22 protein-coding genes are annotated in these 23,302 nt (G+C 62.4%); 12 read left to right on the forward strand and 10 right to left on the reverse strand.

Features of this window, described 5'->3' with window-relative positions; all coding sequences use genetic code 11:
* Positions 1-209: 209 nt before the first annotated feature.
* The 8 genes from AC3WP7_RS10375 to pilG all read right to left on the reverse strand — a co-directional run bounded on the left by AC3WP7_RS10375 (position 210) and on the right by pilG (position 11,099).
* Positions 210-629 carry a hypothetical protein gene (locus AC3WP7_RS10375; protein WP_058426571.1) on the reverse strand — a complete coding sequence of 140 codons (420 nt, stop codon included), beginning with the start codon at positions 627-629 and terminating at the stop codon, positions 210-212.
* The gene (locus AC3WP7_RS10380) at positions 607-990 is read right to left on the reverse strand and encodes a polymorphic toxin type 44 domain-containing protein (RefSeq protein ID WP_081049329.1); all 384 of its coding nucleotides are present in this window, start codon (positions 988-990) and stop codon (positions 607-609) included. Before AC3WP7_RS10380 ends, AC3WP7_RS10375 begins: the two co-directional genes overlap by 23 nt.
* Before the next feature lie 284 nt (positions 991-1,274).
* Positions 1,275-1,730: a chemotaxis protein CheW gene (locus AC3WP7_RS10385; RefSeq protein WP_058426570.1), complete on the reverse strand. Its 456-nt coding sequence runs from the start codon at positions 1,728-1,730 to the stop codon at positions 1,275-1,277.
* On the reverse strand, positions 1,723-7,527 hold the full coding sequence (locus AC3WP7_RS10390) for an Hpt domain-containing protein (RefSeq protein ID WP_102591827.1): 5,805 nt from the start codon (positions 7,525-7,527) through the stop codon (positions 1,723-1,725). Before AC3WP7_RS10390 ends, AC3WP7_RS10385 begins: the two co-directional genes overlap by 8 nt.
* A gap of 167 nt (positions 7,528-7,694) precedes the next feature.
* A complete protein-coding gene (locus tag AC3WP7_RS10395; RefSeq protein WP_102591826.1) occupies positions 7,695-9,746 on the reverse strand; it encodes a methyl-accepting chemotaxis protein in 2,052 nt (683 codons plus the stop codon).
* Positions 9,743-10,267, reverse strand: coding sequence for a chemotaxis protein CheW (locus AC3WP7_RS10400; RefSeq protein ID WP_093120641.1), 525 nt, complete (start codon positions 10,265-10,267; stop codon positions 9,743-9,745). The genes AC3WP7_RS10395 and AC3WP7_RS10400 overlap by 4 nt, the downstream gene beginning before the upstream one ends.
* A gap of 12 nt (positions 10,268-10,279) precedes the next feature.
* Positions 10,280-10,645 carry a twitching motility response regulator PilH gene (gene pilH, locus AC3WP7_RS10405; RefSeq protein WP_014720320.1) on the reverse strand — a complete coding sequence of 122 codons (366 nt, stop codon included), beginning with the start codon at positions 10,643-10,645 and terminating at the stop codon, positions 10,280-10,282.
* Between the two features lie 46 nt (positions 10,646-10,691).
* Positions 10,692-11,099, reverse strand: a complete 408-nt coding sequence (gene pilG / locus AC3WP7_RS10410) for a twitching motility response regulator PilG (protein WP_071490365.1) — start codon at positions 11,097-11,099, stop codon at positions 10,692-10,694.
* A 239-nt stretch (positions 11,100-11,338) separates the two neighbouring features.
* Between pilG and gshB the strand changes: the two genes are divergently transcribed.
* From gshB to AC3WP7_RS10445, 7 genes are all read left to right on the forward strand, one after another.
* On the forward strand, positions 11,339-12,292 hold the full coding sequence (gene gshB, locus AC3WP7_RS10415) for a glutathione synthase (protein WP_028618297.1): 954 nt from the start codon (positions 11,339-11,341) through the stop codon (positions 12,290-12,292).
* A gap of 76 nt (positions 12,293-12,368) precedes the next feature.
* Positions 12,369-13,274 carry an energy transducer TonB gene (locus tag AC3WP7_RS10420; protein WP_102591825.1) on the forward strand — a complete coding sequence of 302 codons (906 nt, stop codon included), beginning with the start codon at positions 12,369-12,371 and terminating at the stop codon, positions 13,272-13,274.
* 67 nt (positions 13,275-13,341) lie between these two features.
* Positions 13,342-13,911 carry a YqgE/AlgH family protein gene (locus AC3WP7_RS10425; RefSeq protein WP_071490368.1) on the forward strand — a complete coding sequence of 190 codons (570 nt, stop codon included), beginning with the start codon at positions 13,342-13,344 and terminating at the stop codon, positions 13,909-13,911.
* Entirely contained in the window at positions 13,911-14,348 is a 438-nt protein-coding gene (ruvX, locus tag AC3WP7_RS10430) for a Holliday junction resolvase RuvX (RefSeq protein ID WP_003195067.1), read from the forward strand. Before AC3WP7_RS10425 ends, ruvX begins: the two co-directional genes overlap by 1 nt.
* Positions 14,349-14,420: 72 nt before the next feature.
* Positions 14,421-14,927 carry a bifunctional pyr operon transcriptional regulator/uracil phosphoribosyltransferase PyrR gene (gene pyrR, locus AC3WP7_RS10435; protein WP_058426562.1) on the forward strand — a complete coding sequence of 169 codons (507 nt, stop codon included), beginning with the start codon at positions 14,421-14,423 and terminating at the stop codon, positions 14,925-14,927.
* A gap of 24 nt (positions 14,928-14,951) precedes the next feature.
* The gene (locus tag AC3WP7_RS10440; protein WP_058426561.1) at positions 14,952-15,956 is read left to right on the forward strand and encodes an aspartate carbamoyltransferase catalytic subunit; all 1,005 of its coding nucleotides are present in this window, start codon (positions 14,952-14,954) and stop codon (positions 15,954-15,956) included.
* Positions 15,953-17,224 carry a dihydroorotase gene (locus tag AC3WP7_RS10445; protein ID WP_102591824.1) on the forward strand — a complete coding sequence of 424 codons (1,272 nt, stop codon included), beginning with the start codon at positions 15,953-15,955 and terminating at the stop codon, positions 17,222-17,224. Before AC3WP7_RS10440 ends, AC3WP7_RS10445 begins: the two co-directional genes overlap by 4 nt.
* A gap of 146 nt (positions 17,225-17,370) precedes the next feature.
* On the opposite strand, the gene AC3WP7_RS10450 is transcribed toward AC3WP7_RS10445, so the two are convergent.
* Positions 17,371-17,781, reverse strand: a complete 411-nt coding sequence (locus AC3WP7_RS10450; protein ID WP_162276412.1) for an NINE protein — start codon at positions 17,779-17,781, stop codon at positions 17,371-17,373.
* 268 nt (positions 17,782-18,049) lie between these two features.
* Here AC3WP7_RS10450 and AC3WP7_RS10455 point away from each other — a divergent pair, with 268 nt between their 5' ends.
* Positions 18,050-18,685, forward strand: coding sequence for a C40 family peptidase (locus AC3WP7_RS10455; protein ID WP_071490370.1), 636 nt, complete (start codon positions 18,050-18,052; stop codon positions 18,683-18,685).
* A gap of 126 nt (positions 18,686-18,811) precedes the next feature.
* On the opposite strand, the gene AC3WP7_RS10460 is transcribed toward AC3WP7_RS10455, so the two are convergent.
* A complete protein-coding gene (locus AC3WP7_RS10460) occupies positions 18,812-19,846 on the reverse strand; it encodes a type IV pilus twitching motility protein PilT (RefSeq protein WP_102591823.1) in 1,035 nt (344 codons plus the stop codon).
* A 57-nt stretch (positions 19,847-19,903) separates the two neighbouring features.
* Between AC3WP7_RS10460 and AC3WP7_RS10465 the strand changes: the two genes are divergently transcribed.
* The 4 genes from AC3WP7_RS10465 to metX all read left to right on the forward strand — a co-directional run bounded on the left by AC3WP7_RS10465 (position 19,904) and on the right by metX (position 23,301).
* Entirely contained in the window at positions 19,904-20,590 is a 687-nt protein-coding gene (locus AC3WP7_RS10465; protein ID WP_102591822.1) for a YggS family pyridoxal phosphate-dependent enzyme, read from the forward strand.
* A gap of 33 nt (positions 20,591-20,623) precedes the next feature.
* Positions 20,624-21,442 carry a pyrroline-5-carboxylate reductase gene (gene proC / locus AC3WP7_RS10470; RefSeq protein WP_093120628.1) on the forward strand — a complete coding sequence of 273 codons (819 nt, stop codon included), beginning with the start codon at positions 20,624-20,626 and terminating at the stop codon, positions 21,440-21,442.
* A gap of 9 nt (positions 21,443-21,451) precedes the next feature.
* Entirely contained in the window at positions 21,452-22,042 is a 591-nt protein-coding gene (locus AC3WP7_RS10475; protein WP_025859579.1) for a YggT family protein, read from the forward strand.
* Positions 22,043-22,161: 119 nt separating this feature from the next.
* A complete protein-coding gene (gene metX / locus AC3WP7_RS10480; RefSeq protein ID WP_071490374.1) occupies positions 22,162-23,301 on the forward strand; it encodes a homoserine O-succinyltransferase MetX in 1,140 nt (379 codons plus the stop codon).
* Position 23,302 lies beyond the last annotated feature (1 nt).

Raw genomic sequence — 23,302 nt, forward strand, 5'->3', positions numbered from 1 at the left:
TCCCACGCACAGCCGCCATAACGAGTACAGCAGGCATAAAAAACGCCCGTTGAATGGCTATGGGCGTTTGTGCGCCGACATGTAACCGGACTTGCACGTCCGTGTCACCGTTTTTTGCGATGACGGGACGAAGACTAGGCGCGCTGTCCGCGCCCGACAAGTTCATGCACAGCCCAAAATCTTGCAGGAAAAATCCGAAGCCCAGTCCATCACAGCCCCATCACCACCTTGATCGGGCCAAGACCTTCGAGGGCATAGCTGTTGTACTCGTACACTCGCCCCTGAATATCCAATGTAAGCACGCCCTCATGCTCACTCACTTGAACATTGGGTTCCTTGGTTTTCAGAAAAGGATGCGCCGACACCAATGTGGTGAGTATTTCCCGATCGTTACTCAAGTTCCTATGCACGTAGTAGCGGTATGAAAAGCCCACCGTTGCACCGCCTTGGCCATCCCGCGCGCCATAGATCGAGGAGCCGTTGCCCAAGGAATGCTTCAACACCACTTCGTCCAAATCCGGTGTTCCGGGTGATAGTAACCAACTGCCTGCGATATAAATCAGGCAGCCCACCAGCAGGCAGTTACGCAGGATCGGTATGAGGCCTTCAGTAGCCTTGTGAAATCGCATACTCGATACCTCTCCTTATCCAATATTGATCTCGCGGGTCATCACCAAAAGGATCATCTCCCCACCATGAGCCAAAATCCGGCAGGGTGGTTTTGGCGATGGTTTGAGCAACTCCTGCAGCCCGCAGTAACACATGATCGGGAATGCCTAACACCGTGCCCGTGGCACCGTAATTGAAATTACCAAAAGCCTCGTATTGACGCCCTTGCTTCTTGTAGTTCCACGGCCCTGCAGCTCTGACCTGCGAATAAAACCAAGAATAGGCAAACGCCGAACCCGGCCTGAGATGGATGCGCTTGCACTTGGCAATCGCCATATTTTCAAACATTGAAACACCGGGAGGCATTAACGGCACAGCCATTTGCGTGTCCTTACTGGCAAAGGGAAGCGCCGAACCTGGCATCCCACTCAGGCCAGAAAACCGGCCCAATCCAGTTAAAGAAATTACTTACACAAATAACATTCAGTTCCGACATTTTTGGGCGGTTTGGGTCGCGACGGCCTGTCAAACACAGAGGATCAAATGTAAGACAGAGCTTGCCCCCGATTGCGGTGGGTCAGGTATAGAAGTATCAACTGACAGTCAGCCATCGGGGGCAAGCCCCCTCCCACATTTTGATATTCACTGGGATTGAGAATGAGGGATCAGGCCAGGCCGGACTCTACCAGCAGTGCCTCCAGGCCGAGCAAATCCGGCACCTTCGCCACATGCTCGCCCACCTGCACCGCCGCCAGCTCCAGCGGGCACAGCGGCACATCCACGTAGCTCAACTCACTGTCGAGCTTGTACGACCGTGGAATCCCCTGGATCACCAGCGCAATAAACTTCAACGTCGGCCGCCCACCCAGCGCATTCAGCACCACGATCCGCGAGCGTTCGCCGGTCACGCTTGCTTCGCCGCACACCGCTTCGAAGCTGATCAGCGGGATCTGCCGGTCGCGCCAGGTCACTTGTCGCAAGTACCACGGCGGCGCGTCGCTGGCCGGTTCGCCGCGCTGGAAGTCGATCAGCTCGGCGATGGCGACGTTGGGCAGCACCAGGTGGCGATCGGCCAGGGGCAGCAGCAGGCCGGTGAGTTGGCTGGTGCGGTGGTCAAGCATGGGACTTGCTCCAGTAGGCGATGCTTTCGAGCAGCACCGATTCCTGGTACGGCTTGCCGAGGTAGTCGTTGACGCCGATGGCCATGGCGCGGTCGCGGTGTTTCTGGCCGGTGCGCGAGGTGATCATGATGATCGGCAGGCGCATCAGCCGGGGGTCGTTGCGCACTTGGGTGGCGACTTCGAAGCCGTCCATGCGCGGCATTTCGATGTCGAGCAGCATCAGGTCCGGTGTATGTTCTTCCAGCACTGCCAGCGCATCGATGCCGTCTTTCGCGGTGAGCACGTTCATGCCGTTGCGCTCCAGCAGGCGGCTGGTAACTTTGCGCACGGTAACCGAGTCGTCCACCACCAGCACCAGCAACGGGCGCTTTTTCAGCGGGTCGTTGAGGATCAGTGGCGCGTTGACCGGCTGGGCCGGCAGCGCGGGTTGCCGCGCACGGATATGCGCCAGCAGGTCAATGATCAGCACCACGCGACCATCGCCCAGGATCGTCGCGCCAGACAAGCCCTGCACACCGGCAAACTGCGGCCCCAGGCCCTTGACCACAATCTCCCGCGTGCCGGCCATGGCGTCCACATGGATGGCCACGTGCCGTTCATTGCACTGCACCAGCAGTACCGGCACCGGTTGATACTGGCCCAGCAGTTTGGGGCGGCTGACGGTGTGCAGCAGGTCGCCCAGGTAGAACAGTTCGTAACGCTGGCCGGCGTATTCATAATACGGCGGGTCTTGCTGGTAATGCCCGGCCAGTTCATGGGGCAGCACCCGCACCAGGCCCTCGATGGTGTTGAGCGGGATCGCGTATTGATCGTCCGCGCACTGCACCATGAGTGCACGGTTGACCGACACGGTGAACGGCAAACGAATGCGGAAATGCACACCCTCGCCCGGGGTCGAGTCAATGACCATCGAGCCGCCGAGCTGGCGAACCTCTTCATGCACCACGTCCATGCCCACGCCGCGCCCGGAAATCTGCGTGATCTTTTCAGCCGTGGAGAACCCCGGCTGCAGGATGAACTGCAACACGTCGCGGTCGCTCATCTCTTGATGCGCCCCGAGCAGGCCACGCTTGATCGCCTTGCGCCGCACGGCTTCCAGCGGCACGCCGGCGCCGTCGTCGCGCATATCGAAGACGATATCGCCGCCTTCGTGGGTCAGGTCCAGGGTGATGCGGCCTTTCTCCGGCTTGCCGGCCAGCAGTCGCGCATCGCGGGACTCCAGGCCGTGGTCGACGGCATTGCGCAACATGTGTTCCAGGGGCGCCGCCATGCGTTCCAGCACATTGCGGTCCATCTCGCCTTCGGCGTTGCCGACGATGAATTCCACGTCCTTGCCCAACTCGCCCGCCACCTGCCGAACGATGCGCTTGAGGCGTGGCAGCATGCGTTCGAACGGCACCATGCGCGTGCGCATCAGGCCTTCCTGCAACTCGGTATTGATGCGTGCCTGTTGTTGCAACAGGCCATGAGCGTCCTCGTTGCGGCGTTCAAGGGTGTCCTTGAGGTCGAGCAGGTCGGAGGCCGATTCGGACAGCGCACGGGACAGTTGCTGCAACTGCGAATGGCGGTCCATCTCCAGCGGGTCGAATTCTTCGTAGCCCAGGCGCTCGGCCTCGGCCTGCTGGCGGCTGAGGATGCGGCCCTGGGTTTCGGTGTCGAGACGCCGCAGCTGGTCGCGCATGCGTGAGAGAGTGGTTTCCACTTCCGTGAGGACGATGCGTGCGTCGTTGACCTGCTGCTCGATACGGCCGCGGAAAATAGACGTTTCACCGGCCAGGTTGACCAGATCATCCAGCAGCTCGGCGGAGATCTTCACCATGTCGGCAGCCGGGTCCACCACGGCCTCCGCCTTGCCTGCGGGCAACGCCACCGGCGTCACCGGCTCCTGGTTTGGGTGCACCAGGCTTTTGATGCGCTCGATGAGCTTGTCAACCGAGCCGACCGGCAAGCCGTCCGCCACGGCATCGATCATCTGCGCCAGGCGGTCGTGGCAGCCCTGCAGCAACGCGAACAGCTCAGGCGACGGCGCGAGCAAGCCGGCAGACAGGCCTTCGTAGAGGAATTCCAGTTCGTGAGCCAGGTCGCCAATGGGGGTGATCTCGACCATGCGCGCGCCGCCCTTGAGGGTGTGCAGGTCGCGCAACAGGGTTTCCACTTCCTGGCGGTTGCCGGGCTCGGCCTGCCAGCGCGACAGCGCTGCACTGGAACTGTCGAGAATGTCGGCCGCCTCTTCGAGGAAGATATCCAGCAATTCCGGGTCGGCGCCCGACGCTGCTGGCGCAGCGGCGGATGCGGCAGGCGCGTTGCCTTGGCGCAACGCCCGCACCTTGGCGATCAACTCGGCGTTGTCACTCAAGGGTTGGTGATGCTGGAGCTCTTCAAGCTGCAAGGCCAGATGCTCATGGCTGGCCATCAGCACCTGGGAGAGCTCGGTGGAGTAACTGTAGCGACGGTCCACCAACCCTTCGTACAGGCATTCCAACTCATGGGCCAGGTCGCCAATCGGGCCGATCTCGGCCATGCGTGCACCGCCCTTGAGGGTGTGCAGGTCGCGCTGCAACGACGACAACGGCGCGGCGTTGTCAGGTTCCAGCAACCAGCGCTTGAGCGACTGGCCGGCGCTGTCGAGGATGTCCACGGCTTCTTCGAGAAAGATCTCGACGATCTCGTCGTCCATCGTGATTTCGTGATCCAACTGCTGGGTAGCGGCGCCCAGTTCGGCAATGCTCAGCACTTGACTGCCATCGCGTTTGATCAAGCCGGTGGCGGACGGGTCGAGGGCTTCATCGAGCAGCTCGCGCAAGGCCTCGACACGGGCCGGCGCCGGGCTGATTTCCTGGCCGGCGGCCAGTTGGTCGAGCATGCTGATCAGTGCTTCATGGGCCTGCTCGGCCTCGTGAAAGAACCGCTCGCTCACCGCCAGGCTGCTCTCCTCCACCGCGCCATAGAGGTCGAGAAGGGCTTCGCAGAGTTCGTCGATGGCGTGCAGATCCGCAACATGCGCTCCCTCGCCCAGGGTGGTCAGTTCATCCAGCAGCGCAGTCAGCTCCTGGCGCTCGCCGGGGTGCTGCTGCCAGCGGCGCAGCAGGCTTTCGGCGTCGAGCAGGATGTCCATGCCTTGGGCCAGAAAGTTGGCGATCAGCTGCGGATCGCGCTTGATGCGCACGTCGAGCAGCGCTTCAAGCTGCTGATCCAACAGGCTTTGGGTGCGCTTGATCAGGCCCTCTGCACCGTTGATCGGCGCCAAGGGATCACTGTCCAGGTCGCGCAGCCCACGCTGGAACAGACCTTCGGCTTCCAGCAGCAACTCCACTTCATCCAGGTCCAGCGGCAGACGGTGGGCCTTGTACTCGCGGGTCAGGTGGTCCAGCGGGCGCGCCAGTTCGGCGATCGGCAGCACGCCGGCCATGTAGGCGCTGCCCTTGAGGGTGTGCAGGGCGCGTTGCAGCTCATCGCTGACTTGCAGCGGCACATGCTCGGCGGCCTGTTGCAGGAAGTGGTTGAGGCTGTCCAGGTGGCTCTGGGCTTCGTTGCGGAAAATCTCCAGCAACATCGGGTCATGGGGTTCGGCGGCCGCTACTTGTGTACCGCTGGCCAAGGCGTGCGCGCGGGCGGCCAGGGCGTCGACTTCATCACGTTGGCGCTGGCCGTCGATGGCAAAGTCAGCAATCAATTCCGGCAACAGGGCCACCGCTTCATCCAGCACCTGTTGCACCTCGGGGCCGAGCACCACGCTGCGCTCCAGCACACGGTTGAGCAGGTTTTCCACGGCCCAGGCCAGCTCGGCCAAGACCAGGGCGCGCACCATGCGGCCGCTGCCCTTGAGGGTGTGGAAAGCGCGGCGCATTTCGCCCTGGGCGGTTTTGTCCGCGCTGTTGGGCAGATGACGGTGCAGCACCTCGAGGACTTCGTCGGTCTCTTCGAGGAAGACTTCGCGCAGTTCGTCGTCGATGGGCTCCTCGTCGGCGGGCGGCGGCAACAGGCTGCCGGGGCGTTGCAGGGCCGGCGGGTTGAGGCGCGACGTCGGACTGGCCAGGGCGTCGTACTGCGATTGGCTCGGCGCAAGCTCGGCCGGCAGTGTGGCATCGGGTGCAACCAACGCCTGGCGCCAGGGTTTCTCGACGGGCAGGTAACCCAGCGCCGCCAAGCCTTGAGTGGCCAACTCCAGCACGCGCTCACCTGCGGCATCGGGGTCCTGGAGCATGCGCTCGAGGTAATACTCCAGGCTGCTGATCACGTCGGCGAAATGCGCCAATTGCATCTCGGACGGTGGCGCATCACTGCCCATCAACTGTTCGTCGACGTAATCCGTGCATCCGCGCATCAGGCTCGCCGCACGGGGCAAAGGGATCATCGCCAGGGCGCCACGCACCTGGCTCAGCAGCTCGGGCAGGGACTCCAGGCGCTGGCGGTCCCAGTCGGCTTCAATGCAGTCGATCACCAGTTCCTTGGCTTGCTTGAGGCACTGGCAGGATTCGCGGATCACCAATTGGTGGATCTGGGTCAGATCGGTGGTGGGCAGGCGGCTTTCTTCGCGGCTTTCCGGCTCGACGGTGCCGACCATGCCGGCCAGTGTGGCTTCGACGTAGAGCAAGGCGCCGGCGACGTCCATCAGCACAGCGTCGTTAGGCTCGCGCTGGCCTTGGGCCAGGCTCAGTACTACGGCGAGTTGATCGATGATGACCTTGCGCGGCTGGCCGAAACCCAGCACCGCCAGGGTGTCGGCTATCTGCCGCAGCGGTGCGAGCAGCGCATCCAGGTCGCTGGTGTGCTGGCGGTCGCTGCGTACGAACAAGTCGAGGCGCTCCTTGACCCGCACCAGCTCTTCGCACAACGCGCCCAGCACCGAGCCCATGGCGTTGCGGTCCGGCCCGGCCAGGCGCGCGCGCTCGGCGTCGACCACCGCGCTGTCGGGCAAGGCCTCATCCAGGCCGTAGCGTTCCTTGAGGCTTTGCATGCGCGGCGTCGGCCGAGTGACCTTGGCGACGTAAAACAACAGGCTTTTGAGCAGTTCATCCGGCGCTGCCTGATTGATCCCGCCGATGCCCTGGGCCAGCAGGCGCTTGAGCTGTCTGTCGCTGGCCTTGAGCAGGCTGCGCAGCGCCGGACTGTTGGCGATCACGCCGGTGAGCATGCCTTCGACCAGCGCCGAGGTGACTTGCCACAATGGCAACAACGGCGCGCCCTGGCACAAGGCTTCGAGGCGCGCGAACACCCGCGCCATGTCTTCCAGGTTGCTGGGACCATGGTCTTCGCGCAGCAACCCGGCCAAGGCCTGTTGCAGCAGTTGGTGCCACTGGCGCAGTTGTTCTTTCAGGTCGGGCACGGCACGTTGGGCCAGGGCCTCATCAGGCAGCGGCGCGATGCTCAGCAGTTGCGGGCTGAACAGGCTGGTCTCCGACAGCAGGCTTTCACCACGCGCGCTGCGCAGGTCGTTGAGCAATGGCAACACCACCAGCGGCAAGTCGCGGCGGGCGCTGTGCACACGGTCCAGGTACAGCGGCAATTGGTTGAGGGCCTGTTGCAGCAGGCGGATGCTTTCGTCGCGCTGGCTCACGCGGTCGGCTTGCAGGGCCTGCGCCAGCTCTTCGATTTCCTCGGCCAGCAGGGCTGCGCCATAGAACTCGACCATTTGCAGCGCGCCATGCACTTGATGGACACACGCCAGGCACTCGCCGATGGCATCGCCGTCTGAGGTTTCGACGTACGCATCGAGCGCCGAACGGGCCTGTTTCAGGGTTTCGGCAATGTCGCCCTTGACCCATTCGAGGGCCACGTAGTCGTGCCGATCAACCATAACTGCTCCGCTTGGAATTCATGGGTTGCTGGTGGTGCGAGATATCAAGACAGATAGAGATCACATGTGGGAGGGGGCTTGTCTCCGATGGCGGTGCATCAGTCAAAGATTGGGTGACTGACCCACTGCTATCGGGGGCAAGCCCCCTCCCACATGTGTAGTGCATTTCAATCATCAGCCTGTTTAGCCGCTGGCAAGGTGAACCCCGACACCGACCGGCGCAGCTGGCTGGCCATTTTCGCCAGGTTGCCGATGCTTTCTGCGGTGGCCGTGGAGCCCGAAGAGGTCTGGGTGGTGATCTGCTGGATCACGTTCATGGTCAGGGAGATCTGCCCCGCCGAACTCGTCTGCTGCTGCGCCGCATTGGAGATGCTCTGGATCAACGCTGCGAGGGTTTTCGACACGCCTTCGATCTCTTCCAGCGCCACCCCGGCATCCTGGGCCAACCGTGCGCCGCGCACCACTTCGGTGGTGGTCTGCTCCATGGAAATGACCGCTTCGTTGGTGTCGGCCTGGATCGCCCGCACCAGGGTTTCAATCTGCCGCGTCGCCGCCGACGAACGCTCGGCCAGGCGTTGCACTTCATCGGCCACCACTGCAAAGCCGCGCCCGGCGTCCCCGGCCATGCTCGCCTGGATCGCTGCGTTGAGGGCGAGGATGTTGGTCTGCTCGGCAATATCGTCGATCAGGCTGACGATATCGCCAATTTCCTGGGACGACTCGCCCAGGCGCTTGATGCGCTTGGCGGTGTCCTGGATCTGTTCGCGAATGTTGTCCATGCCGTGGATGGTGTTGTGCACCACCTCGTTGCCCTTGTTGGCAATTTCCACCGAGCGCTCCGCCACCGCCGACGATTCGGCGGCGTTGGCTGACACCTGGTCGATGGACTGGGCCATCTGGTTGATCGCCATGGACGCTTCGGCGATCTGCTGGGCCTGGTGCTCCGAGGCCTGGGCCAGGTGCATGGCAGTGGCCTGGGTGTCCTGCACCGCACCGGCGACTTGCCCGGCGGTGAGGTTGATGGTAGCAACCAGATCGCGCAGCTGGTCGACGGAATAGTTGATGGAGTCGGCGATGGTGCCGGTGAAGTCTTCGGTCACCGAGGCCGTCACGGTGAGGTCGCCGTCGGCCAGGTCTTCGATTTCATCCAGCAGGCGCATGATCGCGTTCTGGTTGCGCTCGTTCTTCTCGGCGGTTTCATGCAGTTGGCGGTTGGTCTCGCGCACCATCACCAGGCCGATCAGGATGATCGAGGTCAGCGCCAGCAGGCCCAGTACATAGCCGCCGATGGTGTCGAAACTGCGGCCACTGGCCAGGTTTTCGAAACCGGTGGCCAGGTGCGAGGCTTCATCGAGCAGGGTTTGTGACAGGTTGAAGATGTTGCTCGCCGAAGCGCGCACCTGGAACAGTTGCGGCGAGGTTTCGAGAATTTCATCCACCGAGCCGGAGACAAACTCGAACAGCTCGGCGATTTCCGCCAGCCGCGCGCGGGCATCGCGGTCTTCGACCTGGGTGATGCGCAGGCCGGGGTTGCCCTGGAGCATGCCGTTGAGCACCTGGCCGAAACGGTTGGCATCGCGGCCAAAGGCGTCGGCGGCCTGCACGGCGGTTTCGTCGCCGGCCAGTACGGTGTTCACCGCCCCCAGGATACGCTCGGCCAGCAACGACTGGCGCTGGGCCAGGGCGACCTGGCTGGCCGGGGCACCGCGTTGCAGGAGGATGTCGACGACCTTTTCCGACTCCACCTGCAACTGCGGAACGGTTTCCGCCAGGGTCGCCGCGACCTGGTGCAAGGACAGCACGGTCTGCTCACTGGCGAGAATCGCGTCGGTGTTTTTCAGCAGCGCTTCCCAGTCGGTCTGCACCGCACGCATTTCGGCACGTACCGCACTGGGCGCAGCCGGCAGGCCGGTTTCCGGATCACCTTTTTTCAGGTAGCCCCAGCGCTGGGCGAAGTCGTTGCGCGCATCGCCCAGCAACTTGAACGCAGCAGCCTTGCCGGCGGCGGCTTCGGTGGCGTTCTTGGCAATGCGCTGGGACAGCACGCGCAACTCACCGGCGTGGCCGATGTACTGCTTGTCATAGGTGGACTGGGTGTTGAGGTACGCAAAGTTGGCAAACAGCAACATGATGAACACGATCAGTGCAATGAACAGCACAATGATCTGGGAACGACTGCGCGACGCGGCCTGAGGTTTTGTCGGGGTAACGGTGGTCATGCGGCAACATCCATGAAGCCTGGGGCCTGGGCCAGGGCGAAGGGGCTGAAGACCTGCCACTGCGGGCTGCCCTCGAAACGTCCCTGGATAAACGGCGCGCCGGGGGCGGCACTCGCCAGCAGTGCGTCTTGTGCGAAATGCTGCATTCCCACCACCTCGTCCACCAGCAGCCCGACAAACAAATCGTTGAATTCCACCACCAGTACGCGCCGCTGTTTGCGTGCCTTGGACAGCTCGAGGCCGAGGAACCCGCCCAGGTCCATCACCGGCAACAAGCGCCCACGCAGGTTAGCCACACCCTTGACCCAGGCCTTGACCCCGGGCATCAGCGTGCAGCGCGGTTCATGCAGGACTTCGGCAACTTCGCCCATGGGCGCCACATACCAGTGCTGCCCCAGGCGAAAGCCGATCCCGCTCCAGCGTTGCAGGCGGGTTTCCTGGGACGGCAGGTCGGCGGCCAACAGGCGACAGCGGCGGTCGATGTCCAGCAGCAGCTCAAAGGCGGTTTGCGACTCGGTCATGATGGCGAACCGTCAGCCGGCCAGCACCTTGTTCAGGGTGGCGATCAGGGTTTCTTCATCCACCGGCTTGGTCAGGTAGTCCTTGGCGCCCTGGCGTGCGCCCCAGATCTTGTCGGTTTCCTGGTCCTTGGTGGTGATGATGATGATCGGGATGCCGTTGGTTTCTGGCTCCTTGGACAGCTGGCGGGTGGCCTGGAAGCCATTGAGGCCCGGCATCACGATGTCCATCAGGACGGCGTCGGGTTTTTCCTGGCGGGCCAGGGCCACGCCATCCGCACCGTTTTCAGCCTTGAGGACCTGGTGGCCGTGCTTTTCCAGCATGCCGGTCAGTTTGTACATTTCGGTCGGCGAATCGTCGACGATCAGAACACGTGCCATGGTTTTCCCCACTACATAGGTGGACGCCGGCCCTTGTGAGGCGGCGTCAGTGTGCTTGTTCTACTACGGCGAACCCTGGCACGTAGGCCTTGATCGCGCCCAGCAGTTCTTCCTTGCTGAAAGGCTTGGTCAAAAACTGATCGACACCCACGATGCGCCCCTTGGCCTTGTCGAACAAGCCGTCCTTGGACGACAGCATGATCACCGGGATCGACTTGAACGCCGGGTTGTTCTTCACCAGCGCGCAGGTCTGATAGCCATCCAGGCGCGGCATCATGATGTCGACAAAAATAATGTGCGGGTGATGATCCACAATCCGGGCCAGGGCATCGAAACCGTCGATGGCCGTGATGACATCGCACCCCGTGTTCTTCAACAAGGTCTCGGCGGTGCGGCGGATCGTCTTCGAATCGTCGATCACCATCACTCTCAAGGCGTTGGAATGCTGTTCCATATCTGCTCTGCCATCGCCACAGCGAATCGGTTTTCGGTGTGTACTGCCTGATGTTGCACAGGATGAGCGCCGCAAGCCTTGGAATTCAAGGGCTGCTGCGCCGTGGCAGTCTTTTTAGCACAGTCTCCGGGCGCAATCTATCGAGCAACCGGCCAGGTGGTTTTTCCTTGACCCACAACAGCCGCAGCGCCACTCTGACGCCACTTTTATGCGCCCTAATTTGCTAGAGGAAATCCCCCATGAGCGTTCGCGTCGGCATTGTCATGGACCCTATCGCCAGCATTTCCTATAAAAAGGACAGCTCGCTGGCCATGCTCCTGGCCGCCCAGGCCCGCGGCTGGACCTTGTTCTATATGGAGCAGCGCGATCTTTACCAGGGTGACGGCGAGGCCCGCGCACGCATGCGCCCGCTGCAGGTGTTTGCCAACCCTGAGAAGTGGTTCGAGCTGCAAGACGAAATCGACAGCCCACTGAGCGACCTGGACGTGATCCTGATGCGCAAGGACCCGCCGTTCGACATGGAATTCGTCTACTCCACCTACCTGCTGGAGCAGGCCGAGCGCGCCGGCGTGCTGATCGTCAACAAGCCGCAGAGCCTGCGCGACTGCAACGAAAAGCTGTTCGCCACCCTGTTCCCACAGTGCACACCGCCGACCGTGGTCAGCCGCCGCGCCGATGTGCTGCGCGAGTTCGCTGCCAAGCATGGTGATGTGATCCTCAAGCCGCTGGACGGCATGGGCGGCACCTCGATCTTCCGCCACCGCGCCGGCGACCCGAACCTGTCGGTGATCCTGGAAACCCTGACCGCCCTGGGCACCCAGCAGATCATGGGCCAGGCCTATCTGCCGGCGATCAAGGACGGCGACAAGCGCATCCTGATGATTGACGGCGAGCCGGTGGACTACTGCCTGGCGCGCATCCCGGCCGCCGGCGAGACCCGTGGCAACCTGGCGGCCGGTGGTCGTGGCGAAGCCCGCCCTCTATCGGACAAGGACCGCTGGATTGCCGCCCAGGTTGGCCCGACCCTGCGCGAAAAAGGCCTGCTGTTCGTGGGACTGGACGTCATCGGCGAGAACCTCACCGAAATCAACGTCACCAGCCCCACCTGCATTCGCGAGATCGACAACGCATTTGGCACGAACATCGGCGAAATGTTGATGGCCGCCATTGAGCGCAAGCTGCAAGCCAAGTGATATAGAACAGCCGGACACGCACCAACATTGCGCTATCATGCCCCACCTGTGAAACGCGCGATGTTGGTTTTTTGTCATGACACTCCCGTCCGAGCTACCCCCCGAACTCTCCCACAGCGGCGTGCGCCCGGCTGATCGGCTCGGATTTACCCTGTTCCTGGCAGCGTTGATTCACTTGGCCCTGATCCTCGGCGTGGGTTTCACCATGGTCGAACCCAAGCAAATCACCCAGACCCTGGAAATCACCCTCGCCACGTTCAAGAGCGAAAAGAAGCCCGAGAAGGCTGACTTTCTCGCCCAGGACAACCAGCAAGGCAGCGGCACCCTCGACAAGAAAGCCGTGCCGAAGACCACCGAAGTGGCGCCGTTCCAGGACAACAAGGTCAACAAAGTCACCCCACCACCGGCGCCCAAGCCGGAGGTCAAGCAGGCAGCGCCCAAGCCCGCCGTGACCACCATCGCACCCAAACCTCAGAAAGCCCCGGCCCAGCGCGAAAAATCCAAGACCGAACCCACGCCCGAGCCTGTAAAACCGGCGCCGACTTTCGACAGTTCGACCCTGTCCGACGAAATTTCCAGCCTCGAAGCCGAACTGGCCAACGAACAGCAGCTGTACGCCAAGCGCCCGCGCATCTATCGGCTGAACGCCGCATCGACCATGCGCGACAAAGGCGCCTGGTACAAAGACGAGTGGCGCAAGAAGGTCGAGCGTATCGGTAACCTCAATTACCCTGAGGAAGCCCGACGCCAGCAGATTTACGGAAATTTGCGACTATTGGTGTCAATCAACCGCGACGGCACGCTCTATGAAGTGCAGGTGCTCGAGTCGTCCGGCCAGCCGTTGCTGGACCAGGCCGCCCAGCGCATCGTGCGCCTGGCCGCGCCCTTTGCGCCGTTCAGCGGCGATTTGAACGACGTCGACCGCCTGGAAATCATCCGCACCTGGAAGTTTGCCAAGGGTGATCGGCTGTCGAGCAATTGATGACAATTACCAGCTGTGGCACATCACCAGCTTGTCAGTTCGCCCCTCCACCGCCACACTATCGAACATGAAAAACGTCAGCCCGACCTACCTCAAGCATCAATTCCTGATCGCCATGCCCCATATGGCCGACCCGAACTTTGCGCAGACCTTGACCTACATCGTCGAGCACACGGCCAATGGTGCCATGGGGTTGGTGGTCAACCGCCCGCAAGAGCTGAACCTGGCAGATATCCTTGAGCAACTGCGCCCCGAGCTTGACCCGCCGGCCCGGTGCCAGGGCGTGCCGATTTACATCGGCGGGCCGGTGCAGACTGATCGTGGGTTTGTACTGCACCCGAGCGGGCCGAAGTTCCAGGCCACGGTCGATCTGGACGGCGTATCGCTGTCCACTTCCCAGGACGTGTTGTTCGCCATCGCCGACGGCGTGGGCCCTGAGCAAAGCGTGATCACCCTCGGTTACGCGGGGTGGGAAGCCGGCCAATTGGAAGCCGAACTGGCCAGCAATGCCTGGCTGACCTGCCCGTTCGACGCCGACATCCTGTTCAATACCGCCAGTGAACTGCGCCTGGACGCAGCTGCGGCGACGCTGGGGATCAACCTCAACCTGCTGACCAGCCAGGCGGGACACGCCTGATGGCTTTGCGTCTGATCCTCGGGTTTGACTACGGCACCAAACAGATCGGCGTAGCCGTAGGCCAGGTGATCACCGGCCAGGCCCGTGAGCTGTGCACCTTGAAAGCCCAGAACGGCGTGCCGGACTGGAACCAGGTTGAAGCCCTCATCAAAGAGTGGAAGCCCGACGCGGTCGTGGTCGGCCTGCCCCTGAACATGGACGGCACCCCCAGCGACATGTGCCTGCGTGCCGAAAAATTCGCCCGCCGCCTCAATGGCCGCTACAACCTGCCCTTCTATACCCACGACGAACGCCTCACCACCTTTGAAGCCAAAGGCGAGCGACGCGACCGTGGCGGGCAGAAAGGCAGCTACCGCGACAACCCGGTAGACGCCATCGCCGCCGCCCTGCTGTTGCAGGGTTGGCTGGATGAAAACACCGCTTTATTTGAATCCTGACAGACGCGGCTTGCCGCGTCTTTTTACGTTTGAGCCCGGACCTTGCCTGCGCCAGGTCCTGAAGGAGCCTGCATGAGCCTGCCGAACCCCGCCGAACTGATCAGCCAGATGGCCACCAGCCTCACGGCCCATCTGCAACACCGCAACATCAGCGAGCCGCGCTTCATCGGTATTCGCACCGGCGGTGTGTGGGTGGCCCAGGCGTTGTTGGAAGCACTGGGCAGCGATTCGCCCCTGGGCACCCTGGACGTCTCCTTTTACCGCGACGATTTCAGCCAGAACGGCCTGCACCCACAAGTGCGTCCGTCGGCCCTGCCTTTCGAGATCGAAGGCCAGCACCTGGTGCTGATCGACGACGTGCTGATGAGCGGTCGCACCATCCGTGCCGCCATGAACGAACTGTTCGACTATGGCCGCCCGGCCAGCGTGACCCTGGTGTGCCTGCTGGACCTGGACGCCGGCGAATTGCCGATCAGCCCGGATGTGGTCGGCGCCACCCTGTCGCTAGAAGCCCATCAACGGGTAAAATTGCTCGGTCCCACGCCGCTCGTACTCGAACTGCAAGACCTCGCCCTTTAAACCGCCTTGTAAAGAGTCCCCGCGATGACGCCTCTAGATGCCAAGCGCCCGCTGCAGCTCAATGCTCAGGGCCAGTTGCGACACTTCTTGTCGCTCGACGGTTTGCCCCGCGAACTGCTCACCGAAATCCTCGACACCGCCGACTCGTTCCTCGAAGTCGGTGGCCGGGCGGTGAAGAAGGTCCCGCTGTTGCGCGGCAAAACCATCTGCAACGTGTTCTTCGAGAACTCCACCCGCACCCGCACCACCTTTGAACTGGCCGCCCAGCGGCTGTCGGCCGATGTGATCACCCTGAACGTGTCCACCTCGTCGGCAAGCAAGGGCGAGACCCTGCTCGACACCCTGCGCAACCTGGAAGCGATGGCCGCCGACATGTTCGTGGTACGCCACGGCGACTCCGGCGCCGCGCACTTCATCGCCGAACACGTGTGCCCGCAGGTGGCGATCATCAACGGCGGTGACGGCCGCCACGCCCACCCGACCCAGGGCATGCTCGACATGCTCACCATTCGTCGGCACAAAGGCAGCTTTGAGAATCTCTCGGTGGCCATCGTCGGCGACATCCTGCATTCGCGGGTCGCGCGCTCGAACATGCTGGCCCTCAAAGCCCTGGGTTGCCCGGATATCCGCGTGATTGCGCCGAAAACCCTGTTGCCCATCGGTATCGAACAGTACGGCGTGAAGGTCTACACCGACATGGCCGCAGGCCTCAAGGACGTGGACGTGGTGATCATGCTGCGCCTGCAACGCGAGCGCATGGCCGGTGGCCTGCTACCGAGCGAAGGCGAGTTCTACCGTTTGTTCGGCCTGACCACCGCACGCCTGGCCGGCGCCAAGCCGGATGCCATCGTGATGCACCCGGGCCCGATCAACCGTGGCGTGGAGATTGAGTCGGCGGTGGCCGACGGTCCGCAGTCGGTGATCCTCAACCAGGTGACCTACGGCATCGCCGTACGCATGGCCGTGCTGTCCATGGCCATGAGCGGGCAAACCGCGCAACGTCAATTCGAGCAGGAGAACGCCCAGTGAAGCTCAGCATCCTCGGCGCCCGCGTCATCGATCCGGCCAGTGGCCTGGATCAAGTTACCGATCTGCATCTGGACGCCGGCAAGCTCATCGCCATTGGCGCCGCGCCCGCAGGCTTCAGCGCCAGCGAAACGATCGACGCCAAAGGCCTGGTGGCCGCGCCTGGCCTGGTTGACCTGAACGTCGCCCTGCGCGAGCCGGGCTACAGCCGCAAGGGCAATATCACCAGCGAAACCCGCGCTGCCGCAGCCGGTGGGGTAACCAGCCTGTGCTGCCCACCGCACACCAGGCCGGTGCTGGACACCTCGGCCGTGACCGAGCTGATCCTCGACCGCGCCCGTGAAGCCGGCAACTGCAAAGTGTTCCCTATCGGCGCCTTGAGCAAAGGCCTGGAAGGCGAACAACTCGCCGAACTGATCGCCCTGCGCGACGCCGGTTGCGTGGCCTTCGGCAACGGCCTGGATAGCTTTCGCAGTACCCGCACGCTGTTACGTGCCCTGGAATACGCGGCGACTTTCGACCTTACCGTGATCTTCCATTCCCAGGACCGTGACCTGGCCGAAGGCGGCCTGGCCCATGAAGGCGCCGTGGCCAGCTTCCTCGGCCTGCCGGGCATCCCGGAAACCGCCGAGACCGTGGCCCTGGCCCGTGACCTGCTGCTGGTGGAACAAAGCGGCGTGCGCGCGCACTTCAGCCAGCTGACCAGCGCGCGGGGCGTGGCCCTGATCGCCCAGGCCCAGGCCCGTGGCTTGCCGGTGACAGCGGATGTGGCGCTTTATCAGCTGATCCTGACGGACGAAGCGCTGATCGACTTCTCCAGCCTGTACCACGTGCAACCGCCACTGCGTACCCTGGCTGACCGCGACGGTTTGCGCGCGGCGGTGAAATCCGGTGTGGTCTCGGCGATTTCCAGCCATCACCAGCCCCATGAGAGGGATGCCAAGCTGGCACCGTTTGGCGCGACAGAGCCGGGCATCAGCAGTGTCGAACTGTTGCTGCCTCTGGCGATGACGTTGGTAGAGGATGGGTTGCTGGACTTGCCGACATTGTTGGCACGCCTGAGCCGCGGCCCGGCCGAGGCCTTGCGCCTGCCAGCGGGCAAGTTGGCGGTGGGTTCGGCGGCGGACCTGGTGCTTTTTGATCCGGCCAGTTCCACGATTGCGGGGGAGCAATGGCTATCCAAAGGTGAAAACTGCCCGTTCATCGGCCATAGCCTGCCGGCGACGGTGCGTTACACCCTGGTGGATGGCCGCATCAGCTACCCGGCCTGAAAAATCCCACCTCTAATGTGGGCATGATCAATGTGGGAGGGGGCTTGCCCCCGATTGCAGTGGGTCAGCTACAGATAAGCTGACTGATCCACCGCTATCGGGGGCAAGCCCCCTCCCACATGTTGATCTCCACCAGAAGTTAAAGATCAGCGGCCGCTGTTGCGCTCGGCATTGCGGATCGATATCTGCGTATTCAACGTCCAGAAGTCATACAGCACCCCAACCAGGAACAAACCGCCGGTCAGCAGGTAGATCAGGCCGGTGATCCATTTGCCCTGGTACATGCGGTGCACGCCAAATACCCCGAGAAACGCCAACAGGATCCAGGCCACGTTGTATTCGATGGGTCCGGCGGTAAACCTCAGGTCCGCTTCACGGTCCATGGCCGGGATCAGGAACAGGTCGATCAGCCAGCCGATACCCAGCAAGCCAAAGGTGAAAAACCAGATCGTTCCGGTCACCGGCTTGCCGTAATAGAAGCGATGCGCCCCGGTAAAACCGAAAATCCACAGCAGGTAACCGATGACCTTGCTGTGGGTGTCTTGCTGCTCGCCAATCTGCTGATAGGTGTTCATCGCGTACCTCTTTTGCCTCGATAGATAAATTTTTTCATTTTCTTTGTGACTTTTTTACGGGCGCCCGACGTACGGCAAATGGTATCTTCCCTGCCCTGAAAGCCTTATGCCACCTGACTTGTGTAGGACAATTGCGGCGAATCGTCGCGTTTTTCCTGATTTTGACGTCAAGGTTCAGTCGACAAACGGCCTGAGAACGACACAAAAAGCTGTTATAAAGTTGCGCGCAAACCCATAAGAGCCACGCCTAATGCGACCATTTTTCAAGACATGGCTAACCATTTGCCTATTAATGCCACTGGCCGCCCACGCCACCAATCGTGAGCAACGACTTCCCAACGTTAACGGTTTCACCCCTAAAGTCCACAGCACGCCAAGCACCGCCAAGTCGGTCAAGCTGACCGTCAACCGCCCGACTCAACTGAGCAAGGCCCACGGCAAGGCAACGGCCGGCCTGGTAGGCGTCAACACCAGGCAGAGCAGCACCGTGCTCAGCCGTGCCGTCAACGTGCTCGGTACTCCTTATCGTTGGGGCGGCAGCAGCCCAAGTAAAGGGTTCGACTGCAGCGGCTTGGTGAAATATGCGTTTAACGACGTAGCCGCCGTGGATTTGCCACGCACCTCCAACGCCATGGCCGCCGGCCACGGGCAGAAGGTTGATCGCAAGGACTTGAAACCGGGTGACCTGCTGTTCTTCAAATTGAAGAGCCGCCAGGTGAACCACGTTGCCATCTACCTGGGCAACGACCGTTTCATCCACGCACCACGCCGTGGCAAAGCGGTCAGCATCGACACGCTGAAGAAACCGTTCTGGGACAAGAACTACGTGATTGCCAAGCGGGTATTGCCCAAAGAGCAGAACAACCTGCGGGTGGTCCAGCGCTGATTCCAGGCTGGAGTGCGGTGGGTGAACAATGTGGGAGGGGGCTTGCCCCCGATTACCGTGGATCAGCTACAAATAAGCTAACTGATCCACTGCTATCGGGGGCAAGCCCCTGCCACATTTGGACCTTCATATTTCCCCAGGCACCCTCGCCTTCTGCTGCGCCTCTTCCCGACTGATCACCCCCTCCCCGACCAACGTCTTCAAGCTCATATCCAACGTCTTCATCCCCAGCGCCCCACCCGTCTGGATCGCCGAGACCATCTGCGCCACCTTGTCCTCACGGATCAGATTGCGAATAGCCGGCGTACCCAACATGATTTCATGGGCCGCCACCCGCCCCCCGCCGATCTTCTTCACCAGCACCTGGGACACTACTGCCTGCAACGACTCCGACAGCATCGAGCGGACCATGGCCTTTTCCCCCGCCGGAAACACATCCACCAGCCGATCCACGGTCTTTGCCGCCGACGAGGTATGCAAGGTGCCGAATACCAGGTGCCCGGTCTCAGCCGCCGTCAGGGCCAGGCGGATGGTTTCCAGGTCGCGCAGTTCACCCACCAGGATCACATCCGGGTCTTCCCTGAGCGCCGAGCGCAGGGCAACCGAAAAGCTATGGGTGTCGCGGTGCACCTGGCGCTGATTGATCAACGCCATGTTCGGCGTGTGGATAAATTCGATGGGGTCTTCAAGGGTGAGGATGTGCTGGCGTCGATGCTGATTGAGAAAGTCGATCATCGCCGCCAGGGTAGTGGACTTGCCCGAGCCGGTAGGGCCGGTCACCAGCACCAGGCCGCGCGGCAGCTGGGCGATACGCTGGAACACTTCCCCCAGGCCGAGGCGCTCCAGGCTCTGGACCTCGGACGGTACGGCGCGAAACACCGCGCCCATGCCCCGCTCCTGCCGGAACACATTGGCGCGGAACCGCGCCACACCGGGCAGTTCGAAGGCAAAATCCGTTTCAAGAGATGTTTCGAAATCCTTTTGTTGGTGCTGATTGAGCAATGGGCTCAACAAGTCGGCCACTTGCGGGGGTGAAAGCACCGGGCCGTCCAGCGGCCAGACCTCCCCATCCACCCGCAGCATCGGCGCCAGTCCGGCGGACAAATGCAGGTCGGAGGCGCCACGGCGCACGCTGACCGTGAGTAATTCAGTGATATCCATAGGGCTTTCCATTTCCAGTAGAATGCCGCGGACTCCATATCCACGGGCGCATCTTGAATGTCGACGATAGCAGACAACATCGGCCAGGTTAGCCAGCGCATCCGCGCCGCAGCCGACGCCGTGCAACGTGACGCAAGCAGCATCCACCTGCTGGCCGTGAGCAAGACCAAACCCGCGCAAGCCGTGCGCGAAGCCTATGCCGCCGGGATGCACGATTTTGGCGAGAACTATCTGCAGGAAGCCCTGGGCAAACAGGCCGAATTAACCGACCTGCCCTTGAGTTGGCACTTCATCGGCCCCATTCAATCGAACAAGACGCGCGCTATTGCCGAGAACTTCGCTTGGGTGCATTCCGTGGACCGCTTGAAAATCGCTCAACGCTTGTCCGAACAACGCCCGGCCGACCTGCCACCGCTGAACATCTGCATTCAGGTCAACGTCAGCGGCGAAGCCAGCAAGTCCGGCTGTACACCCGCCGACCTGCCAGCCCTGGCCAACTCTATCAGCGCCCTGCCGCGCCTGAAGCTGCGTGGCCTGATGGCAATCCCCGAGCCGACCGAAGAGCGCGCCGCGCAAGATGCAGCCTTCGCCACCGTGCGCGAGCTGCAAGCCAGTTTGAACCTGCCGCTGGACACACTTTCCATGGGCATGAGCCACGACCTTGAGTCGGCCATTGCCCAAGGCGCCACCTGGGTGCGGATCGGTACCGCCCTGTTTGGCGCCCGCGACTACGGCCAGCCATGAAATGGCTGACTTCCATTTAGCTAAGGACCTGTCATGAGAGACACGCGTATAGCCTTTATCGGCGCCGGTAACATGGCGGCCAGCCTGATCGGTGGCCTGCGGGCCAAGGGCCTGGATGCCGCGCAGATCCGCGCCAGCGACCCGGGCGCAGACACCCGTGCCCGCGTCAGCGCCGAGCACGGTATTGAAACCTTTGCCGACAACGCCGAGGCCATCCAGGGCGTCGACGTGATCGTGCTGGCAGTGAAGCCGCAGGCCATGAAGGCGGTGTGCGAAAGCCTGCGCCCAAGCCTGCAGCCGCATCAGCTGGTGGTGTCGATTGCGGCCGGCATCACCTGCGCCAGCATGAACACCTGGCTCGGCGCACAGCCGATCGTGCGCTGCATGCCCAACACGCCAGCCCTGGTCAGCCAGGGCGTGAGCGGCTTGTACGCCACCGCCCAAGTGAGCGCCGAACAACGCGACCAGGCGCAAGAACTGCTGTCCGCCGTGGGCGTCGCGCTGTGGCTGGAACAGGAGCAGCAACTGGACGCGGTCACCGCCGTATCCGGCAGCGGCCCGGCGTATTTCTTCCTGCTGATCGAAGCCATGACCGCCGCCGGCGTGAAGCTGGGCCTGTCCAAGGACATTGCCGAACAACTGGCCGAGCAGACCGCCCTGGGTGCTGCGCGCATGGCGGTGTCCAGCGATGTGGACGCCGCCGAGCTGCGCCGCCGCGTGACCTCGCCGGGCGGCACCACACAGGCGGCCATCGAGTCGTTCCAGGCCGGGGGCTTTGAAGCCCTGGTGGAAAAAGCACTGGGTGCCGCTGCGCGCCGCTCGGCGGAACTCGCCGAACAACTGGGCAAATAAGGAGCCAACATGATTGGTTTGAACACCGCAGCCGTCTACGTGCTGCAAACCCTCGGCAGCCTGTACCTGCTGATCGTCCTGATGCGCTTCGTGCTGCAACTGGTGCGTGCGAACTTCTACAACCCGCTCTGCCAGTTCATCGTCAAGGCCACCCAGCCGCTGCTCAAGCCATTGCGCCGGATCATCCCGAGCCTGTTCGGCCTGGACATGTCGTCGCTGGTGCTGGCAATCCTGGTGCAGTTGGCCTTGATGGCGCTGACCCTGTTGCTGACCTACGGCACCACCGGCAATTTCGTACAGTTGCTGATCTGGGCCATCATCGGCGTGACCGCGCTGTTCCTGAAGATCTTCTTCTTCGCCCTGATCATCAGCGTGATCCTGTCCTGGGTCGCCCCCGGTAGCCACAACCCTGGCGCCGAGCTGGTGAACCAGATCTGCGAGCCGGCCCTGGCGCCATTCCGCCGCCTGCTGCCGAACCTCGGCGGCCTGGATATCTCGCCGATCCTGGCGTTCATGGTGCTCAAGTTGCTGGACATGCTGGTGATCAACAACCTGGCGGCCATGACCGGGATGCCGGAGATTTTGCGTCTGCTGATCTGACGCAAAGCAAATGTGAGAGGGGCAAGCCCCCTCCCACATTTCAAACCGCTCAGGCCATTGCTTGCCGCTAGGTGCAGCGGTCTTTAGACTTACGCCTCATTTAAACGAGAGCAGGGTCGATGCCAGCTGCCTTTCCCCCCGATTCTGTTGGACTGGTCGTGCCCCAAGTGGCGCACTTCAGCGAACCGCTGGCCCTGGCCTGCGGCCGTTCGCTGCCCGCCTACGACCTGATCTATGAAACCTATGGCCAACTGAACGCCACGGCGAGCAACGCCGTGCTGATCTGCCACGCCTTGTCCGGCCATCACCACGCGGCCGGTTTTCACTCTGCCGAGGATCGCAAGCCCGGCTGGTGGGACAGTTGCATCGGCCCCGGCAAACCCATCGACACCAACAAGTTCTTTGTGGTCAGCCTGAACAACCTGGGCGGCTGCAACGGTTCCACCGGCCCCAGCAGCCTCAATCCGGAAACCGGCAAGCCGTTCGGCGCCGACTTCCCGGTGCTCACCGTGGAAGACTGGGTGCACAGCCAGGCGCGCCTCGCCGACCTGCTGGGTATCAACCAGTGGGCGGCAGTGATCGGCGGCAGCCTGGGCGGCATGCAGGCGCTGCAATGGACCATCACCTACCCGGACCGCGTGCGCCATTGCCTGGCAATCGCCTCGGCCCCCAAGCTGTCGGCGCAGAACATCGCCTTCAACGAAGTGGCACGCCAGGCCATCCTTACCGACCCGGAGTTCCACGGTGGTTCGTTCCAGGAAGCCGGCGTGATTCCCAAGCGCGGCCTGATGCTGGCGCGGATGGTCGGGCATATCACCTACCTGTCCGATGATTCCATGGGCGAGAAATTCGGCCGTGGCCTCAAGAGCGAGAAGCTCAACTACGACTTCCACAGCGTCGAGTTCCAGGTGGAAAGCTACCTGCGCTACCAGGGCGAGGAGTTCTCGGGGCGTTTCGACGCCAACACCTACCTGCTGATGACCAAGGCGCTGGACTACTTCGACCCGGCCGCCAACCACGACGACGACCTGGCGAAAACCTTCGAAGGCGCCACGGCCAAGTTCTGCGTGATGTCCTTCACCACCGACTGGCGCTTCTCGCCGGCCCGCTCCCGCGAGCTGGTGGACGCGCTGATGGCTGCACGCAAGGACGTCTGCTACCTGGAGATCGATGCACCGCAAGGCCACGACGCCTTCCTGATCCCGATCCCGCGTTACTTGCAGGCGTTCGGCAATTACATGAACCGGATTACTGTGTGAG

The sequence above is a fragment of the Pseudomonas sp. FW305-3-2-15-C-LB1 genome (genome assembly GCF_058787615.1).

What these genes read in the sequence shown, in the direction of transcription:
- AC3WP7_RS10460 (WP_102591823.1), bottom strand. Translation starts at nt 19,846, where the DNA reads ATGGATATCACTGAATTACTCACGGTCAGCGTGCGCCGTGGCGCCTCC.
- AC3WP7_RS10380 (WP_081049329.1), bottom strand. Translation starts at nt 990, where the DNA reads ATGGCTGTGCCGTTAATGCCTCCCGGTGTTTCAATGTTTGAAAATATG.
- pyrR (WP_058426562.1), top strand. Translation starts at nt 14,421, where the DNA reads ATGAGCCTGCCGAACCCCGCCGAACTGATCAGCCAGATGGCCACCAGC.
- AC3WP7_RS10375 (WP_058426571.1), bottom strand. Translation starts at nt 629, where the DNA reads ATGCGATTTCACAAGGCTACTGAAGGCCTCATACCGATCCTGCGTAAC.
- AC3WP7_RS10420 (WP_102591825.1), top strand. Translation starts at nt 12,369, where the DNA reads ATGACACTCCCGTCCGAGCTACCCCCCGAACTCTCCCACAGCGGCGTG.
- AC3WP7_RS10455 (WP_071490370.1), top strand. Translation starts at nt 18,050, where the DNA reads ATGCGACCATTTTTCAAGACATGGCTAACCATTTGCCTATTAATGCCA.
- AC3WP7_RS10425 (WP_071490368.1), top strand. Translation starts at nt 13,342, where the DNA reads ATGAAAAACGTCAGCCCGACCTACCTCAAGCATCAATTCCTGATCGCC.
- pilH (WP_014720320.1), bottom strand. Translation starts at nt 10,645, where the DNA reads ATGGCACGTGTTCTGATCGTCGACGATTCGCCGACCGAAATGTACAAA.
- AC3WP7_RS10395 (WP_102591826.1), bottom strand. Translation starts at nt 9,746, where the DNA reads ATGACCACCGTTACCCCGACAAAACCTCAGGCCGCGTCGCGCAGTCGT.
- metX (WP_071490374.1), top strand. Translation starts at nt 22,162, where the DNA reads ATGCCAGCTGCCTTTCCCCCCGATTCTGTTGGACTGGTCGTGCCCCAA.
- AC3WP7_RS10385 (WP_058426570.1), bottom strand. Translation starts at nt 1,730, where the DNA reads ATGCTTGACCACCGCACCAGCCAACTCACCGGCCTGCTGCTGCCCCTG.
- AC3WP7_RS10440 (WP_058426561.1), top strand. Translation starts at nt 14,952, where the DNA reads ATGACGCCTCTAGATGCCAAGCGCCCGCTGCAGCTCAATGCTCAGGGC.
- AC3WP7_RS10465 (WP_102591822.1), top strand. Translation starts at nt 19,904, where the DNA reads ATGTCGACGATAGCAGACAACATCGGCCAGGTTAGCCAGCGCATCCGC.
- AC3WP7_RS10475 (WP_025859579.1), top strand. Translation starts at nt 21,452, where the DNA reads ATGATTGGTTTGAACACCGCAGCCGTCTACGTGCTGCAAACCCTCGGC.
- pilG (WP_071490365.1), bottom strand. Translation starts at nt 11,099, where the DNA reads ATGGAACAGCATTCCAACGCCTTGAGAGTGATGGTGATCGACGATTCG.
- AC3WP7_RS10390 (WP_102591827.1), bottom strand. Translation starts at nt 7,527, where the DNA reads ATGGTTGATCGGCACGACTACGTGGCCCTCGAATGGGTCAAGGGCGAC.
- gshB (WP_028618297.1), top strand. Translation starts at nt 11,339, where the DNA reads ATGAGCGTTCGCGTCGGCATTGTCATGGACCCTATCGCCAGCATTTCC.
- AC3WP7_RS10400 (WP_093120641.1), bottom strand. Translation starts at nt 10,267, where the DNA reads ATGACCGAGTCGCAAACCGCCTTTGAGCTGCTGCTGGACATCGACCGC.
- ruvX (WP_003195067.1), top strand. Translation starts at nt 13,911, where the DNA reads ATGGCTTTGCGTCTGATCCTCGGGTTTGACTACGGCACCAAACAGATC.
- proC (WP_093120628.1), top strand. Translation starts at nt 20,624, where the DNA reads ATGAGAGACACGCGTATAGCCTTTATCGGCGCCGGTAACATGGCGGCC.